Genomic DNA, 15,646 nt, shown 5'->3' with positions numbered 1-15,646 from the left:
CGATTCTCATAAAACAACATACTGTTTGATAAGTGATTTTCTTGCGAGCAACCTGCTATCCGAGCGCCAATGGAGAATACCTGGAGAAGTGTTCTTCACACTTGAGTGATGTCAGTACTATTTGAGCTTGAACACCGCCACCGCCTGCGACAAGGCCTCGGCCTGGAACTGCAGGCTCTCAGCGGCGGCCGCAGCCTGCTCCACCAGCGCGGCATTCTGCTGCGTGACGCTGTCCATCTGCACCACCGCCTTGTTGACTTCGTCGATGCCGCTGCTCTGCTCGCGGTTGGCCGTGTTGATCTCGTCCATGATGGCGGCCACCTTCTGGATCGCGCCGATGATCTCTTCCATGGTGCCACCGGCGCCATGGACCAGGCTGGAGCCAGCATTGATCTTGCCTACCGAATCATCGATGAGTTCCTTGATCTCGCGCGCGGCCGTGGCGCTGCGCTGGGCCAGGCTGCGCACTTCAGATGCCACCACCGCAAAGCCGCGGCCCTGCTCGCCCGCGCGGGCCGCTTCCACGGCTGCATTGAGCGCCAGGATGTTGGTCTGGAAAGCGATGCCGTCGATCACGCTGATGATCTCGACGATACGGTGCGAACTTTCTTCGATGGCTTGCATGGTCTGTACCACCGCGCCGACCATCTCTCCGCCCCGGCGTGCCACGCCCGAGGCCTGGTCTGCAAGCTGGTGGGCATGATGGGTGTTCTGGGCGTTTTTCTGCACGGTGGAAGTGATTTCTTCCATGGAGGCAGCCGTCTCTTCCAGCGATCCTGCCTGCTCCTCGGTGCGTTCGGACAGGTCGCGATTACCTGAGGCAATCTCGGTGGCGGCCACGGTGATGGCGCCCGTGCCGGTGCGCACTTCGGAGACGATGCCGGCCAGGTTGTCGTTCATCTCCTTGAGCGAGTGCAGCAGTTGCGCCGTCTCATCCTTGCCGATGATCTGCACCTGCGAACGCAGGTCGCCGGCGGCCACCGTCTGCGCAATCTGCACGGCCTCGCCCAGCGGGCGCACGATGCTGCGCACCAGCCACCAGGTGATGCCCACGCCTGCCAGCAAGGCAATCGTGATCGATGCCAGCAACAAGGCGCGCGCCTGGCGGTAGTCGGAGAGGCTGTCGGCGTTCATCGCTTCGCGCATGGTGTGGCTGTGCGCCAGCACCGCGGCCACGACGTCGTCGATCATCTGGGTAGGCAGGCGATCCACGCCCTTGACCTGTTCGTCCACCCGCGCCACCGAGCCGGGATCGTCGGGCGCATAAGACTTGAGGGCGGCCAGGTATTTTTCCAGCAGCTCGGCGTGGGCCTGCTGCGCCTTGACGGCACTGCCGGCCTCCATGCCGATGCGTGGCATCAGCGACTCCAGCGTCTTGAGCTTGGCCTGGGTGGCGGCGCTTTCATCGACGAAGGCTTGCCGGTACTTGGCAAAGGATGCCGGATCCTTGCCACGCAGCAGGGTGTTCTTCCACTCCTGCACCTGGATCTTGAACTGCACCTGGGCGCTGCGGGCGGCATCGACCGATTGCTCGATCAGGGCCGCCTTCTCCATGGCGACGCTGCCCTGGCCGTAGATCTCGCCCAGCACCATCCAGCCACGTATCCCCACAAACGCCGTCGCCGCCAACAGGAAGGCCGACAGCAGGCCCAGGCGAACACCAATCTTCAGGTCGTTGAGCTTCATTTTCGCTCCCCCGCGAAATGACTGTGCGGCGGAGATTCGCCTGGACAGTCAAGTTCATCATAGCCCGAAGAATTGTGAAGAAAATCAAAACCTTGGCACGCTATGACAAGTAGCAGGTCCGGTGTGTTGCGCTGACAACGGCCGCTCCATTCGCGCCCGTTGGCGGGGCATCAAAAGGCTGTCGGCTGGCGAGAATTGATGAGGAAGCGCGCAGAGACGCGCGCCGATCAGGCCGAAGCCGGTTCGATGCCCGCGATCAATGCAATGATCTGGGCGCCATAGGTTTCCAGCTTCTTTTCGCCCACGCCGGTGACGTGGCGCAGGTCATCGAGCGATTGCGGCCGGGCCTTGGCGATCTCGCGCATGGTGGCGTCGTGGAAGATGACGTAGGCCGGCACGTTGTGCTCGCGTGCGGTTTCCACGCGCCACCAGCGCAGCTTCTCGAAGAGCGCCTGTTCCTCGCTGGACAGGTCGGTCTCGACGAAGCCCGAACGCTGCGAGCTGCGCTTGGCCTTTTCCGGTTTCTGGTAGCGCCGCAACTGCACCGCCTGCTCGCCACGCAGCACCGGGCGTGCGGCTTCGGTGAGCTTGAGGGCGCTGTAGTTCTCGGCATCCACGGTCAACATGCCCAGGGCGATCACCTGGCGCAGGATGGCGCGCCATTCGGCTTCGCCGCGATCGCTGCCCACGCCGAACACCGAGAGCTGGTCGTGCCGCCACTGCTTGACGCGTTCGCCATCGATGCCGCGCAAGACCTCGATGACGTGGCCGGGCGCGAAGCGCTGCTCGACCCGATAGACCGTGGAGAGCAGCTTCTGCACCTCGACCGTGGCATCGAAGGACACCGGCGGCGTGAGGCAGGTATCGCAATTGCCGCAGGGGCCGGCCTGCTCGCCGAAGTAGTCGAGCAGGCGCATGCGGCGGCAATGCAGGGTTTCGCACAGCGAGAGCATGGCATCGAGCTTGCTGCCCTGCACGCGCTTGAAGGCCTCGTCGGCTTCGGACTCGTCGATCATGCGGCGCTGCTGCACCACGTCCTGCAGGCCATAGGCCATCCAGGCGTCGGCGGGCTGGCCATCGCGGCCGGCGCGGCCGGTTTCCTGGTAGTAACCTTCGACGCTCTTGGGCAGGTCGAGGTGGCAGACGAAACGCACGTCGGGCTTGTCGATCCCCATGCCGAAGGCGATCGTGGCGACCATCACGATGCGGTCCTCGCGCAGGAAGCGCGCCTGGTTGGCGGTACGCTGCCCGTAGTCCATGCCGGCATGATAGGCCAGTGCGTTGATGCCTTCGCCGCGCAGGAAGTCGGCGGTTTCCTCGACCTTCTTGCGCGAGAGGCAGTAGACGATGCCGGCATCCTCCGGGTGCGCACTCTTGATGAAATCCAGCAGCTGCTTGCGGCCGTTGGCCTTTTCGACGATCTGGTAGCGGATGTTGGGACGGTCGAAGGAGGAGACGAACTGGCGCGCATCCTCCAGTTGCAGGCGATGGATGATCTCTTCGCGGGTCTGCTGGTCGGCCGTAGCGGTCAGCGCGATGCGCGGCACCTGCGGAAAGCGCTCGTGCAGCACCGACAGCTTGATGTACTCGGGGCGGAAATCATGGCCCCACTGCGATACGCAATGCGCCTCGTCGATGGCGAAGAGGGCGATGCGTGAGGCCTCCAGCAGATCCAGGCAGCGCGGCGTCATCAGGCGCTCGGGAGCGACGTAGAGCAGGTCCAGGTCGCCCTGACGCAGGCGGCGCTCGATCTGCAGGGCTTCGTCGAAGCTCTGGGTCGAATTGAGGAAGGCCGCGCGCACGCCGACTTCGGCCAGCGCGTCGACCTGGTCCTGCATCAGCGCGATCAGCGGCGAGATCACCACGCCGGTGCCTTCGCGCAACAGCGCCGGCACCTGGTAGCACAGCGATTTGCCGCCGCCGGTGGGCATCAGGACCAGGGCGTCGCCGCCCTCGGCCACCTGATGGACGATCTCGCCCTGGTGGCCGCGGAAGGAGGAATAGCCGAATACCGTTTCCAGGACGTGCAGGGCGCGTTCTTGCAAAGGAGCCCCGGCGGGCAGGGAATCGAAATCGACCATGGGAGGAAAAGCCGTGAAGCGGAGATGAGGCGAAGGCGCTATTTTATTGCAGCCAGCCCTGCGCCACCCCGACCAGCAGGAAAGCGCCCAGCAGGGCTCGATAAACGATGAAGGGCCATGTCGAGAATCGCTCCAGGAACTTCATCAGCCCCCAGATCGCCGCAAACGCCGACAGGCTCGCCACGGCCAGGCCGAACAGCAGCACGCCCCAGGCTTCCAGCGGGATATGCGCATGCAGCAGCACGGCCAGTTCCTTCAGGCCGGCCAGCGCGATGGCCGGCAAACCCAGCAGGAAGGAAAAGCGCGCCGCTTCCTCACGACGGAAGTTCAGGAACAGCGCTGCGGTCAGCGTCGAGCCTGAGCGCGACACACCCGGGATCAGCGCCCCGACCTGGGCCAGGCCGACGATGAGGGCATCGCGCAGGCGCATCTGGTCGACGCTGCGGCGATGGCGGCACACCATCTCCGAGATCGCCAGCAGGATGGCCATGCCGATGCAGGACCAGCCGATCACGCTGAGGCTGCGCAGGGGCGAACCGCAGGCATTGAGCACATGCGACAGGGCCAGGCCGGCAATGCCGATGGGGATGGTCGCCAGGATGATGGCCACGGCCAGCTTGAACATGGGATCGTTGAAATCGCGACGACGCCAGGCCGACAGGCTGCCGCCGGTCACCGCCACCACGTCGCGACGGAAATAGCTGATCACGGCAGCCAGCGCGGCCAGCTGCATGGCCGCCGAGAAGGCCGAGCCCGGATCGTGCCAGCCGAGGAAGGCCGGTACCACGCGCATGTGGGCGGTCGAGGAGATGGGCAGCAGTTCGGTAATGCCCTGGACGATGCCCAGGAAGCCGATCTGTGCGTAATTCAGGGATGCGAAGCCGATATCGAGGCCGGCGCTGCAAACATTGGCCATGGGAATGTGCTCTGGAAGGGTTGGCGATGGATTTTATGGTTCGCCGGCGAGCGGGCTCGCCGACGGGTGCAGCAGTGTAACGCGGCTGGGGCGGCCAGTGGCGACCGCCACCCGGTTTATTCGACCCAGGCCACCGCGCCGGTATAGGCGGTCGCCAGCACGACGATGCCGAAGACGATGCGATACCAGGCGAACAGGGTGAAATCGTGCGAGCTGATGTAGCGCAGCAGCCAGCGCACGCACAGGAAGGCCGAGACGAAGGCCGCCACCGTGCCCACGCTGAACAACGGTACATCGGCCGCCGACAGCAGTGCACGCTCCTTGTAGAGCGAGTAGATGGTGGCGGCGAACAGGGTCGGGATGGCCAGGAAGAAGGAGAATTCGGTGGCCGCCTTGCGCGACAGGCCGAACATCATGCCGCCGATGATGGTGGCACCCGAGCGGCTGGTGCCGGGGATCAGCGCAAAGGCCTGGGCGATGCCGACCTTGAGGGCGTCCAGCGGGGTCATGTCATCCACCGACTCCACGCGGGCCGAGGCCATGCGCAAGCGGTCCTTGTTGCGACGCTCCACCCACAGGATGATGAGGCCGCCGACGATGAAGGCAATGGCCACCGAAACCGGGTTGAACAGCACCTCCTTGATGCGGCGGCTGAACAGGAAGCCCAGGATCGCTGCCGGCAGGAAGGCGATGATCAGGTTGATGATCAGGCGTTGCGCGCGGCGGTCGGTGAACATGCCGCCCAGCACGGTGGCGATGCGTACCCGGTATTCCCAGCAGACTGCCAGGATGGCCCCGGCCTGGATGACGATCTCGAAGACGTCGGCTTTTTCCTTGGAGAAACCCGGACCGGTGAACTGCAGCAGGCTGTTGGTCAGGATCAGGTGGCCGGTGGAGGAAATGGGCAGGAATTCGGTCAGGCCTTCGACGACGCCCATGATGAGCGCCTTGAGCGCGAGGAGAGTATCCATAAGGTGGCTGGGAGCTGTTTCTTGTGGAGTTGAAAGGAAATGAGGGGCAAAAACGGCTTTTTGACTGTGCTCATTGTCAAAAGGTGCTGCAACGCGGCGAAATTCTACCGTACCGGCCCGGGCTTCCCTACATTGCGCATGTGAATTCGCGCTACCATGCCGCTTTCACTGCTTCCACACTGACCGAGCTGGCCATGAGCGAATTCATCATCTATCACAACCCCAAGTGCGGCACCTCCCGCAATGCCTTGCAGGGCCTGCGCGATGGCGGCGTCGAGCCGACCATCATCGAATACCTGAAGAACCCGCCCGACCGCGCCACGCTGAAGAAGCTGATCGCCGACATGGGCGTACCGGTGCGCGAAGTGGTGCGCGCCAAGGAAGATCTCTACAAGGAACTCGGCCTGGACGACCCGGCCGTGGGCGACGAGCAGCTGATCGATGCCATGCTGGCCCATCCGGTGCTGATCAACCGCCCCATCGTGGTCACACCCAAGGGCACACTGCTGGTGCGGCCCAGCGAGCGGCTGGCGGAAATCTTCCCCTGAAGGTCGGGCCTGGCGTCAGCGGGCGCCAGGCGCGGTCGCCGTCTCCAGCGCACCCAGCCAGAACAGGGCGGATTCGCGGCTGTCCCCGCACATCTCCGCCGACGGCTGCAAGCCGCCACAGAAGGCCGGGCGCTCGGGGCGGCCGAACAGGCGGCAACGCAGTTGCTCATCCAGTTGTACGCAGGGAACGCCCGCCGGCTTGCCCGCCGGCATCCCGGGGATGGGGCTGGTGATGGAAGGAGCGATGCAGCAAGCGCCACACTGATCTCGGCAATTCATGACGCATCTTTGCAAGGGGAACAGGGGCGCATTGTATCGCCTTTACATCTGCATCACTGAGGGGCGACCCGGGCGGGCAAGCCTTGACGCGTTGACCATTGCCACTTACATTGCCCACTCCCGGTCAGCATGTTTCTCATGTCAGCAACAGCCAAAGAACCGCGTTGGGAACGACGCAAGCAGGACCGCCCGCAGGAATTGCTGGCGGCGGCCTTGCAATTGTTCGTCGAGCGCGGTTTCGCCGCCACCCGCCTGGAGGATGTGGCGGCCCGGGCCGGCGTCTCCAAGGGCACCCTCTATCTCTACTTCGATGGCAAGGAAAGCCTGTTCAAGTCCGTGGTGCGCGCCAACATGCTGCCCCTGCTGGACGAGGCCGAAGCCCGTGTCGACCGCCACGAGGGCAGCAGTGCCGAGCTGCTATGCGAGCTGATCCGCAACTGGTGGGAGGCTGCCTCGCACACCGGGCTGAAAGGGATTTCCAAGCTGATGATGGCTGAATCGGGAAATTTCCCCGAACTTGCCCGCTTTTATCACGCAGAAATCATCGCCCGCAGCGACGCCACCGTGGTGCGCGTGCTGGAACGCGGCATGGCCCGCGGCGAATTCCGTCGCATCGATGCCGAGGCGATGAAAAAGGTCATCGTCGCGCCCGTGGTCATGCTCATGCTGTGGGACCAGTCCCTGGCCCCCTGCGCCATCGCGCCCATCGATACCGACGCCTACCTGAAGAGCCTCATGGACCTGTGCGTCCATGGCCTGAAGGCCTGATCTCCTCGTTCCGTCCGCGTTGCACTGAGGAAAAGCCGCAACAAATAGACGATACCGGCTACCCGAGGCGCCCCTTCCCCGCAGAGATGAGCTGATTAGCTCGTCGGTGTTTGATAAAATGCTGCCTTTCCGTCGCTACTAGATTAGAGCCACCGCCATGAACCTCGAACAAGCCCGCTTCAACATGATCGAACAGCAAATCCGTCCCTGGAACGTGCTGGCGCAGGATGTGCTGGACCTGCTGACGGTCGTCAAGCGTGAAGAATTCGTCCCCGCCGCCCATCGCAGCCTGGCCTTCTTCGACACCGAAATCCCGCTGCCGGGTGGCGAGAGCATGCTGGCGCCGAAGATCGAAGCGCGCATCCTGCAGGAATCCAACGTCAAGAAGCATGAATACGTGCTGGAAATCGGCGCGGGTTCGGGCTATATGGCGGCCCTGCTGGCCCACAAGGCACGTCACGTGACGACGGTTGAGATCTCGCCGGAACTGAAGTCCCTGGCCGAGCAGAACCTGTCGGACTACGGCGTGGCCAACGTCGATGTGCAACTGGGCAATGGCGCGCAAGGCTGGGCGGGCGCCGATGGCAAGGCTGCTGAATACGACGTGATCGTCATTTCCGGTTCGCTGCCGGTGCTGCCGGAAGCCTTCGGCAAGCAGCTCAAGGTCGGTGGCCGCCTGCTGGCCATCGTCGGTTCGGCCCCGGTGATGGAACTGCAACTGATCACCCGTACCTCCGAACATGTCTTCGAGACGCTCAACATCGTGGAAACCGTGGCCAAGCCGCTGCATGCCGCGATCATCCCGTCCCACTTCTCGTTCTGAAACAGCAGGACGGCGTCATGGAACATATCTCCGCCACCGAACTGGCTGCCTGGATCAACGATCCAGAGCGCCCTACCCCTCTGCTGCTGGATGTACGTGAGCCCTGGGAACACCAGACCTGTCATATCGCGGGTTCGCAGCTGGTGCCGATGAATACCATCCCCGGCCGCTTCTCCGAACTGGAAGAAGACCAGCCGGTAGTGTGCATCTGCCATCACGGCGGCCGCAGCATGCAGGTCGCGGCCTTCCTGGAGCGCCAGGGTTTCACCCGCGTCATCAATCTCAGTGGCGGCGTCCACGCCTGGGCCAGCCAGGTCGACCCGTCCATGCCCACCTACTGATGCGCTGGCGGCCTGCCTCCACACGGGGCAGGCCGCCTGTGGCACGAGCGCCGGGTCCTCCGGCGCTGGCTTGTCCCTGACTTTCCTACCTAGCTGGTTTGCACCGGTCGCTGCAGCGACGGCGCGGTCTTGAGCGCATGCAGCGATGCCGCCAGCATGCGCTCGCCGTCCTTGACCAAATCGAAGCTGTCCGGTGAAAAGAACCAGTCCGTCAACAGGCCGCTGAAGGTCGAATGCGCCATCAGGCAGGCCAGGCGGATATCCAGCGTGGCCGGCAACTGGCCGCGCGCCACCGCATTGCCCAGGATCTGCTCCAGCCGCAACATGCCATCGACATGGCATTCGCGCTGGCGGATCAGGATGGGGTCGTTGGCGTCGGCAAATTCACATTTATTGAAGATGATGTCGAAGACGCGCCGGCTGCGCTCGTCAGTGGCCGCCATGGTCAGCACGTAGACGCCGCTGCGCAGGAACTGGCCAAGCGGATCCTCGACCTGCGGGCTGGCGTTTTCCTCCAGCACCGCCTCCATGGGCAGGCGCACGCGATCGCACATGGCGTCGAAGAGATCACTCTTGTTCTTGAAGTGCCAGTAGATGGCGCCGCGGGTCACGTCGGCGGCCTTGGCCACGTCGGCCAGCGAAGTCTGGGAGACGCCGCGCTCATAGAACACCTGCTCGGCGGCATCGAGGATGCGCGAACGCGTTTCCAGTGCTTCTTCCTTGGTGGAGCGGGCCATGTCAGCAACCCACGCAGGAAAGTGAAGGCATTTGCATCATGGCAAGCCCCATGGGAACGACAGCGCTGGGCAGCTCATGCCGCAGGTGCACATGCCGTGGCGACAGGAATTGTCTGTCCCAGATGCCATATTGGCAGAAACTGTCATGTTGTTGAAAGAGTTCATGAAGCACAATATCAGGTCGGCTGGATCGTCTTCCTGATCGGCCCGGCCACATCAGGTGAATGCAGGCGGAGAAGGAAGAGCTCGGATTTACTTGTACGAAAACGGCATCTAAATGCCCTCAAAACGAAAATGCAAGGGATCACTCATATTTTCCTACGCCGTTTCGAACAAGTTTGCTAAATTAACGTGGTGTTGAGAAGAAATACATACATTCATGGATGTATGTATAATAGCATCCGCTTCAAGTCCCTGCCGTTCGTCATGTGCAAATTTTTTCATCGCCCTTGCCGGGAAGCGGGCGCGTGATTTTGCGCATTGCAGCAACGTGTCCTGGCCATCGCCCTGTGCCCTTGGCCGAGACCGCATCAACGTCGTAACCGGTTCTACCGAATTCGTTTCATCGCCGCTCTGGCGGCTTCAACTTTACTTTCGTGCGAGATATCTATGAGCTCAGTCAGTCGTTTCACGCGCCTCACCATGACCGTCGCAATCGCCGCCGCCCTGGTCGCCTGCGGACAAAAACCCGCCGCCCAGGGCGGCCAGATGCCGCCGTCGGAGGTGTCGGTGGTGACTATCGCCCCGCAGCGCGTGGCCATTACCAATGAACTGCCGGGCCGTGTGGAAGCCTTCCGCGTAGCGCAGGTGCGCGCTCGCGTGGCTGGCATCGTCCAGAAGCGCGTCTTCAAGGAAGGCAGCGAGGTCAAGGAAGGCCAGACCCTCTTCAAGATCGATCCGGCCCAGTACAAGGCCAGCCTGGACAGTGCCCAGGCCACCCTGGCACGTGCCCAGGCCAACCTGGTCCAGACTTCGCTGACTGCTCAGCGCTACAAGCCGCTGGTGGAAGTCAATGCCGTCTCCAAGCAGGAATATGACAATGCCGTGGCCGCACAGAAGCAGGCCGAGGCCGATGTCGCTTCCGGCAAGGCCGCCGTGCAGACTGCCAGCCTGAACCTGGGCTATGCCACCGTGACTTCCCCCATCACCGGCCGCATCGGCCGCGCGCTGGTGACCGAAGGCGCACTGGTGGGCCAGGGTGATGCCACCCAGCTGGCACTGGTGCAACAGCTCGATCCGGTCTACGTCAACGTGACCCAGTCCAGCGCCGACCTGCTCAAGCTGCAGCAAGCGATGGCGGCCGGCCAGTTGAAGAGCGTCGGCGACAACAAGGCCGGCGTGACCCTGGTGCTGGAAAACGGCCAGGCCTACCCGCTGCCGGGCAAGCTGCTGTTCTCCGACATCAGCGTCGACGAGAGCACCGGTTCGGTCTCGCTGCGCGCCGAGTTCCCCAACCCCAAGCGCGTGCTGCTGCCGGGTACCTATGTGCGTACCAAGATCGAACAGGCCGTCGACGAGGCGGCCCTGCTGGTGCCGCAACAGGCCGTCATGCGTGACGCCGGTGGTTCGTCGGTGTTCGTGGTCAATGCCGACAGCAAGGTCGAAGCACGTCCGGTCAAGACCGGCGCTGCCCGTGGCAACAACTGGCAAGTGCTGGATGGCCTCAAGGAAGGCGACCGCGTCATCGTCGAAGGCCTGCAGAAAGTCCGCCCGGGTGCGCCTGTGAAGCCGGTGCAATGGAGTCCCGCGGGCGCTCCCGCTCAAGCGTCGGGCCAAGCGCCCAAGCAGGATGCGAGCGCCCAACCGAAAGCTAACTAAGAGGCTGCCAGATGGGAAAGTTCTTTATTGATCGCCCCGTATTTGCGTGGGTGCTAGCGATCTTCATCATGCTGGCCGGTGCGCTGGCCATTACCGGCTTGCCGGTGGCCCAGTACCCCAGCATCGCGCCGCCGACCATCGTGGTCACGGCAACCTACCCGGGTGCGACCGCGCAGACCCTGGACGATTCGGTGACCAGCCTGATCGAACAGGAAATGAACGGCGCCGATGGCCTGCAGTACATGGAATCGCAAAGCCAGGCCAACGGCCAGGTGCAGATCACCGTCACCTTCTCGCCTGAAACCAATGCCGACCTGGCCGCGGTAGATGTGCAGAACCGCCTCAAGCGCGTGGAGGCCCGCCTGCCGGCAGCCGTCACGCAACAGGGCGTGCAGGTGACCAAGTCGCGCTCCAACTTCCTGCTCTTCATCGGTCTGTCCTCCACCGATGGCAAGCTCGATCCGGTGGCGCTGGGTGACTATCTGTCGCGTAACGTCTTGAACGAAATCAAGCGCGTCCCCGGCGTGGGCCAGGCACAGCTGTTCGGTACCGAACGCGCCATGCGCATCTGGATCGATCCGAACAAGCTGATCGGCCTGAACCTGAGCCCGGCCGACGTGACCGCCGCCATCACCGCGCAGAACGCGCTGGTCGCTGGCGGTACGCTGGGTGCCCTGCCCAGCCCCGGTTCGCAGCAGATCGCCGCGACCGTGGTGGTCAACGGCCAACTGACCACGGCCGAGCAGTTCGGTGACATCATCCTGCGCGCCAATGCCAATGGCTCCAGCGTGCGCATGCGCGACGTGGCCCGCATCGAAGTCGGCGGCCAGAGCTATGACACCTCCGGTCGCCTGGATGGCAAGCCTTCCTCCTTCATCGGCGTGCAGCTCTCGCCCACCGCCAACGCGCTGGGTACCGCCACCGCCGTGCACAAGAAGATGGAAGAACTGGCCAAGTACTTCCCGGCCGGCGTGAAGTACACCATCCCCTACGACACCTCCAAGTTCGTCAAGATCTCGATCGAGGAAGTGGTCAAGACCCTGATCGAAGCCATCGTGCTGGTGTTCCTGGTGATGTTCCTGTTCCTGCAGAACATCCGCTACACCATCATCCCCACGGTGGTGGTGCCGGTGGCCCTGCTGGGTACCTTCGCCACGCTGCTGGTGTTCGGCTTCTCGATCAACGTGCTGACCATGTTCGGCATGGTGCTGGCCATCGGTATCCTGGTGGACGATGCGATCGTGGTGGTGGAAAACGTCGAACGCATCATGAGCGAGGAAGGCCTGTCGCCGCCTGAGGCGACCCGCAAGGCCATGGGCCAGATCAGCGGCGCGCTGATCGGTATCACCCTGGTGCTGATCGCGGTGTTCATCCCGATGGCCTTCTTCGGTGGCGCCGTGGGCGCGATCTATCGCCAGTTCTCGCTGTCGATGGTGGCCTCCATGGTGTTCTCGGTGCTGATGGCCTTCACGCTGACCCCGGCACTGTGCGCGACCATCCTCAAGCCTGTCGAGAAGGGTCACCACCATGAGAAGAAGGGCTTCTTCGGCTGGTTCAACCGCAAGTTCAACACCACGGCCAGCGGCTACCAGGGCCTGATCGCCCGCATGCTGGGCAAGGCCGGTCGCTACATGATCGTCTATGTGCTCATCGTGGGTTGCGTGGCGCTGCTGTACGCACGCCTGCCGGCGTCCTTCCTGCCCAACGAAGACCAGGGCTACATCATTACCAACGTGCAGCTGCCGCCGGGCGCAAGTACCGCGCGCACGACCGAGGTGGTCAAGCAGATCGAGGACTACTACATGAAGGACCCGGCCGTGGAACACGCCATTGCCGTGCTGGGCTTCTCGTTCTCGGGTAACGGCCAGAATGCCGCCCTGGTGTTCACGCCGCTGAAGGACTGGTCGCAACGCGACAAGTCGCAGTCGGCCGACGCCATCGCTGGCAAGGCCTTCGGCACCTTCATGCGCATCAAGGACGCGATCGTGTTCCCGCTGAACCCGCCGCCGATCCCGGAACTGGGTAACGCGACCGGCTTCACCTTCCGTCTGCAGGACCGTGCCGGCATGGGTCACGCCGCGCTGGTGCAGGCCCGTAACCAGATCCTGGGCATGGCTTCGCAAAGCAAGGTGCTGGCCGGTGTGCGTCCGGAAGGCCTGGAAGATGCGCCGCAGCTGCAACTGGATATCGACCGCGACAAGGCCAATGCGCTGGGCGTGCCGTTCTCGACGATCAATAGCGTGCTCTCCACGGCGCTGGGTTCGTCCTACGTGAACGACTTCCCCAACCAGGGCCGCCAGCAGCGCGTGATCGTGCAGGCCGACGCCAACCGTCGCCTGCAACCGGAAGACCTGACCGGCCTGTACGCTCGCAACGGCGACGGCAACATGGTTCCCTTCTCGTCCTTCGTGACGGCCAAGTGGATCAATGGTCCGGTGCAGCTGATCCGCTACAACGGCTATCCGGCCATGAAGATCGCCGGCGGCGCCGCACCTGGCCGCAGTACCGGTGAAGCCATGGCCGAGATGGAATCTTTCGTGGCCAAGCTGCCGCCTGGCTTCGGCTTCGAATGGACCGGCCAGTCGCTGGAAGAAAAGACCTCCGGTAACCAGGCCCCGGCCCTGTACGCTCTGTCGCTGATCGCCGTGTTCCTGGTGCTGGCGGCCCTGTATGAAAGCACCTCGATCCCGCTGGCGGTGATGCTGGTGGTGCCCCTGGGTATCCTCGGCGCGCTGCTGGGCGTGACGCTGCGCTCCATGCCCAACGACGTGTACTTCAAGGTGGGCATGATTGCGGTGGTGGGTCTGTCGGCCAAGAACGCGATTCTGATCATCGAGTTCGCCAAGGATCTGCAGGCACAAGGCAAGGGCCTGATCGAGGCCACGCTGGAAGCGGTGCACCTGCGTTTCCGCCCGATCATCATGACCTCGCTGGCCTTCATCCTCGGCGTGCTGCCGCTGGCCATTGCCTCTGGCGCCGGTTCGGCCAGCCAGCGTGCCATCGGTACCGGCGTGATGGGCGGCATGATCACGGCCACCGTGTTGGCGGTGTTCCTGGTGCCGATCTTCTTCGTGGTCGTGCGCAAGATTTTCAAGGGCAGCGAGCGTCAGCGCAAGTTTGACGCCGAGCACTCGCCCAAGATCAATGTGGAGAATAACAATGGCTAATCTGTCGATGCCGCGCACACCCCGCCTGCTGCAACTGTGCGCAGCGCTGGCCGTGGCCGGCGTACTGGGGGGCTGCTCGCTGGCCCCCACCTATGAGCGCCCGCAGGCGCCGGTGGAAACGGCCTACCCGGCCGATACCGCCGGCCGTGCGGAGCTGCAGGCGGTCAATCTGGGCTGGCGCCAGTTCTTCCCGGACCAGCGCCTGCAGCAACTGATTGCAGCCGCCCTGGAAAACAACCGTGACCTGCGTACCGCTGTCCTGAACATCGAGGAAGCCCGTGCGCAGTACCAGATCGCCCGTGCCGACCTGCTGCCCAGCCTGAACGCCACCGGCAGCGCCGCGCGTAGCCGCACCGCGGCCAGCCAGTCGCTGACCGGCCAGCCCTACATCAGCAACAGCTACCAGGTGGGCCTGGCGGTACCGGCCTACGAACTGGACTTCTTCGGTCGTGTGCGCAACCTCAAGGACGCTGCACTGGCTTCCTATCTGTCCACCGAAGAGGCGCAGAAGTCGGCCCAGATCAGCCTGGTGGCCCAGGTCGCCCAGGCCTACCTGTCCGAGCGTTCCTATGCCGAGCAGTTGCAACTGGCCGACGACACGCTCAAGTCGCGTGAGTCCAACCTGCAGCTGGCGCAGAAGCGCCTGGATGTGGGCGCCAGCACGGCGCTGGACTTCCGCCTGACGCAAACCCTGGTGGAGTCGGCCCGCGTGGCCAAGGCCCAGCTGGAACGCCAACGCGCCCAGGCGGAGAACGCCCTGACGCTGCTGGTGGGCAAGCGGGTCGGTGACCTGCCGGCGGCGCAATTGCTGTCGGATGAAAAGATCGTCACCGACATCCCGGCCGGCCTGCCCTCGGAACTGCTGACCAACCGTCCGGACATCCGCTCGGCCGAGCAGAGCCTGCTGGCGGCCAACGCCAACATCGGCGCGGCGCGTGCGGCATTCTTCCCGCGCATCTCGCTGACCGGCAGCTTCGGCAGCGCCAGCAGCACGCTGGGTGGGCTGTTCGAATCCGGTTCGGGTGCCTGGAGCTTCGGCCCCTCGCTGTCGCTGCCGATCTTCGATTTCGGCCGCAACAGCGCCAACCTGGACCTGGCTGAAGTCCGCAAGAACAAGGCCGTGGTGACCTACGAGAAGACCATCCAGACCGCCTTCCGCGAAGTCGCCGATGCCTTGGTGGCACGCGGCAGCCTGGACGACCAGGTCAAGGCCCAGGAAGCCTTCCTGCTGGCCCAGCAGGAACGTCTGAAGCTGACCGACCTGCGCTTCAAGAACGGTATCGCCTCCTCGCTGGACCAGCTCGATGCCCAGCGTGACCTGTTCTCGGCGCAGCAGGCGCTGATCCAGGCGCGACAACTGCGTCTAAACAATGCCATCGATCTGTACAAGGCATTGGGTGGCGGGCTCAACGAGAACTCGGTGAGCGTGGCGGCCAAATAACAGGCCAGGTAGTCGCCCTCCCCATCCCGCAAGGGAGGGCACAATGAAAAAGAGCAGGCCAGCTGGCCTG

General features: G+C 63.7%; 13 protein-coding genes. 7 read left to right on the top strand and 6 right to left on the bottom strand.

Annotation, left to right across the window (positions count from 1 at the left end; genetic code table 11):
- Window positions 1–117: 117 nt before the first annotated feature.
- The 4 genes from ACIPHN_RS09300 to ACIPHN_RS09285 form a co-directional block, all read right to left on the bottom strand.
- A complete protein-coding gene (locus ACIPHN_RS09300) occupies window positions 118–1,686 on the bottom strand; it encodes a methyl-accepting chemotaxis protein (RefSeq protein WP_400435497.1) in 1,569 nt (522 codons plus the stop codon).
- A gap of 227 nt (window positions 1,687–1,913) precedes the next feature.
- Window positions 1,914–3,767: a DNA helicase RecQ gene (gene recQ / locus ACIPHN_RS09295; protein WP_400435496.1), complete on the bottom strand. Its 1,854-nt coding sequence runs from the start codon at window positions 3,765–3,767 to the stop codon at window positions 1,914–1,916.
- 43 nt (window positions 3,768–3,810) lie between these two features.
- On the bottom strand, window positions 3,811–4,683 hold the full coding sequence (locus ACIPHN_RS09290; protein ID WP_400435495.1) for an undecaprenyl-diphosphate phosphatase: 873 nt from the start codon (window positions 4,681–4,683) through the stop codon (window positions 3,811–3,813).
- A gap of 116 nt (window positions 4,684–4,799) precedes the next feature.
- Complete coding sequence (locus ACIPHN_RS09285; RefSeq protein WP_400435494.1) at window positions 4,800–5,654, bottom strand: undecaprenyl-diphosphate phosphatase; 855 nt, start codon at window positions 5,652–5,654, stop codon at window positions 4,800–4,802.
- A gap of 194 nt (window positions 5,655–5,848) precedes the next feature.
- Between ACIPHN_RS09285 and arsC the strand changes: the two genes are divergently transcribed.
- Window positions 5,849–6,202 carry an arsenate reductase (glutaredoxin) gene (arsC, locus tag ACIPHN_RS09280; RefSeq protein WP_400435493.1) on the top strand — a complete coding sequence of 118 codons (354 nt, stop codon included), beginning with the start codon at window positions 5,849–5,851 and terminating at the stop codon, window positions 6,200–6,202.
- Window positions 6,203–6,217: 15 nt separating this feature from the next.
- Here arsC and ACIPHN_RS09275 read toward each other — a convergent pair whose 3' ends face one another.
- Window positions 6,218–6,481 (bottom strand): YkgJ family cysteine cluster protein, encoded by a 264-nt coding sequence (locus ACIPHN_RS09275; RefSeq protein ID WP_400435490.1) that lies wholly within the window; start codon window positions 6,479–6,481, stop codon window positions 6,218–6,220.
- A gap of 138 nt (window positions 6,482–6,619) precedes the next feature.
- On the opposite strand from ACIPHN_RS09275, the gene ACIPHN_RS09270 reads away from it, so the two are divergent.
- The 3 genes from ACIPHN_RS09270 (at window position 6,620) to ACIPHN_RS09260 (ending at window position 8,413) form a co-directional block, all read left to right on the top strand.
- Window positions 6,620–7,249, top strand: a complete 630-nt coding sequence (locus ACIPHN_RS09270) for a TetR/AcrR family transcriptional regulator (protein WP_400435487.1) — start codon at window positions 6,620–6,622, stop codon at window positions 7,247–7,249.
- Window positions 7,250–7,406: 157 nt separating this feature from the next.
- Window positions 7,407–8,072: a protein-L-isoaspartate O-methyltransferase gene (locus tag ACIPHN_RS09265; RefSeq protein ID WP_400435484.1), complete on the top strand. Its 666-nt coding sequence runs from the start codon at window positions 7,407–7,409 to the stop codon at window positions 8,070–8,072.
- Window positions 8,073–8,089: 17 nt separating this feature from the next.
- Entirely contained in the window at window positions 8,090–8,413 is a 324-nt protein-coding gene (locus ACIPHN_RS09260; RefSeq protein ID WP_400435482.1) for a rhodanese-like domain-containing protein, read from the top strand.
- Window positions 8,414–8,502: 89 nt separating this feature from the next.
- Here the strand turns inward: ACIPHN_RS09260 and ACIPHN_RS09255 are convergent, their stop codons facing one another.
- On the bottom strand, window positions 8,503–9,150 hold the full coding sequence (locus ACIPHN_RS09255; protein WP_400435480.1) for a TetR family transcriptional regulator: 648 nt from the start codon (window positions 9,148–9,150) through the stop codon (window positions 8,503–8,505).
- Window positions 9,151–9,759: 609 nt separating this feature from the next.
- On the opposite strand from ACIPHN_RS09255, the gene ACIPHN_RS09250 reads away from it, so the two are divergent.
- From ACIPHN_RS09250 to ACIPHN_RS09240, 3 genes are read left to right on the top strand one after another with little or no spacing between them, the layout of a single operon-like run.
- Window positions 9,760–10,968, top strand: a complete 1,209-nt coding sequence (locus ACIPHN_RS09250; protein WP_400435477.1) for an efflux RND transporter periplasmic adaptor subunit — start codon at window positions 9,760–9,762, stop codon at window positions 10,966–10,968.
- Window positions 10,969–10,979: 11 nt separating this feature from the next.
- Window positions 10,980–14,135, top strand: coding sequence for an efflux RND transporter permease subunit (locus ACIPHN_RS09245; protein WP_400435474.1), 3,156 nt, complete (start codon window positions 10,980–10,982; stop codon window positions 14,133–14,135).
- Window positions 14,128–15,576: an efflux transporter outer membrane subunit gene (locus ACIPHN_RS09240; protein WP_400435471.1), complete on the top strand. Its 1,449-nt coding sequence runs from the start codon at window positions 14,128–14,130 to the stop codon at window positions 15,574–15,576. The genes ACIPHN_RS09245 and ACIPHN_RS09240 overlap by 8 nt, the downstream gene beginning before the upstream one ends.
- Window positions 15,577–15,646 lie beyond the last annotated feature (70 nt).

The organism is Herbaspirillum sp. NPDC087042 (assembly GCF_044745245.1).
Classification (GTDB): Bacteria; Pseudomonadota; Gammaproteobacteria; order Burkholderiales; family Burkholderiaceae_D; genus Herbaspirillum.
This window is presented reverse-complemented; position numbering and strand designations above follow the sequence as displayed.

What these genes read in the sequence shown, in the direction of transcription:
- ACIPHN_RS09275 (WP_400435490.1), bottom strand. Translation starts at nt 6,481, where the DNA reads ATGAATTGCCGAGATCAGTGTGGCGCTTGCTGCATCGCTCCTTCCATC.
- ACIPHN_RS09255 (WP_400435480.1), bottom strand. Translation starts at nt 9,150, where the DNA reads ATGGCCCGCTCCACCAAGGAAGAAGCACTGGAAACGCGTTCGCGCATC.
- ACIPHN_RS09290 (WP_400435495.1), bottom strand. Translation starts at nt 4,683, where the DNA reads ATGGCCAATGTTTGCAGCGCCGGCCTCGATATCGGCTTCGCATCCCTG.
- ACIPHN_RS09270 (WP_400435487.1), top strand. Translation starts at nt 6,620, where the DNA reads ATGTCAGCAACAGCCAAAGAACCGCGTTGGGAACGACGCAAGCAGGAC.
- ACIPHN_RS09300 (WP_400435497.1), bottom strand. Translation starts at nt 1,686, where the DNA reads ATGAAGCTCAACGACCTGAAGATTGGTGTTCGCCTGGGCCTGCTGTCG.
- ACIPHN_RS09250 (WP_400435477.1), top strand. Translation starts at nt 9,760, where the DNA reads ATGAGCTCAGTCAGTCGTTTCACGCGCCTCACCATGACCGTCGCAATC.
- ACIPHN_RS09285 (WP_400435494.1), bottom strand. Translation starts at nt 5,654, where the DNA reads ATGGATACTCTCCTCGCGCTCAAGGCGCTCATCATGGGCGTCGTCGAA.
- arsC (WP_400435493.1), top strand. Translation starts at nt 5,849, where the DNA reads ATGAGCGAATTCATCATCTATCACAACCCCAAGTGCGGCACCTCCCGC.
- ACIPHN_RS09260 (WP_400435482.1), top strand. Translation starts at nt 8,090, where the DNA reads ATGGAACATATCTCCGCCACCGAACTGGCTGCCTGGATCAACGATCCA.
- ACIPHN_RS09240 (WP_400435471.1), top strand. Translation starts at nt 14,128, where the DNA reads ATGGCTAATCTGTCGATGCCGCGCACACCCCGCCTGCTGCAACTGTGC.
- recQ (WP_400435496.1), bottom strand. Translation starts at nt 3,767, where the DNA reads ATGGTCGATTTCGATTCCCTGCCCGCCGGGGCTCCTTTGCAAGAACGC.
- ACIPHN_RS09245 (WP_400435474.1), top strand. Translation starts at nt 10,980, where the DNA reads ATGGGAAAGTTCTTTATTGATCGCCCCGTATTTGCGTGGGTGCTAGCG.
- ACIPHN_RS09265 (WP_400435484.1), top strand. Translation starts at nt 7,407, where the DNA reads ATGAACCTCGAACAAGCCCGCTTCAACATGATCGAACAGCAAATCCGT.